At 59.0% G+C, this 642-nt stretch carries 1 protein-coding gene; it reads right to left on the bottom strand.

Going from position 1 to position 642, the window contains the following annotated elements; translation table 11 throughout:
• Positions 1–642 (bottom strand): metalloprotease PmbA (pmbA, locus tag HGP29_RS28420; protein WP_168885833.1); only part of this gene is annotated, 642 nt, incomplete at both ends.

Here is a 642-nt window from a genome sequence, read left to right as displayed (position 1 = left end):
TATCATCGCCAATGGTCACGATATTACGCCACATTTCTTTCAGATTACCTGCAATGGTGATCTCACTGACAGGATATTGAATTTCGCCGTTTTCTACCCAGAAGCCGGATGCGCCGCGTGAGTAGTCGCCGGTGACGCCACTGACACCCTGCCCCATCAGTTCGGTAACCACAAGACCGGTGCCCATCTCTTTAAGCATCTTTGCAAAACTCAGGCCGCGGCCGTTAATGCGCCAGTTGTGGATGCCCCCGGCGTGGCCGGTGCTTTTCATCCCCAGCTTGCGCGCTGAGTAATTGGTCAGCAGCCACTGGGTCAGCACGCCGTCTTTGACGATATCGCGACGTTCGGTGCGCACGCCTTCGCTGTCGAACGGCGTGGAGGCCAGCCCTTTCAGCAGGTGCGGATGCTCTTCAATGGTCAGCCACTCCGGCAAAATTTGTTTGCCCAGCGAATCGAGCAGGAAGGTCGATTTACGGTAGACCGCGCCGCCGGCAATCGCTCCGACCAGGTGACCAAACAACCCGGTCGCCACTTCGTTGGCGAAAATGACCGGCGCCTTCATGGTCGACAGCTTACGCGGCGCCAGGCGCGACAGGGTGCGGCGGGCGCACTCTTCCCCGACCCATTCCGGGGACTGCAGAT

Origin of the sequence: Flammeovirga agarivorans (assembly GCF_012641475.1) — a bacterium.
GTDB lineage: Bacteria > Bacteroidota > Bacteroidia > Cytophagales > Flammeovirgaceae > Flammeovirga > Flammeovirga agarivorans.
The sequence above is the reverse complement of the archived record's forward strand: the minus strand, read 5'-3'. Positions and strand labels throughout refer to the sequence as shown.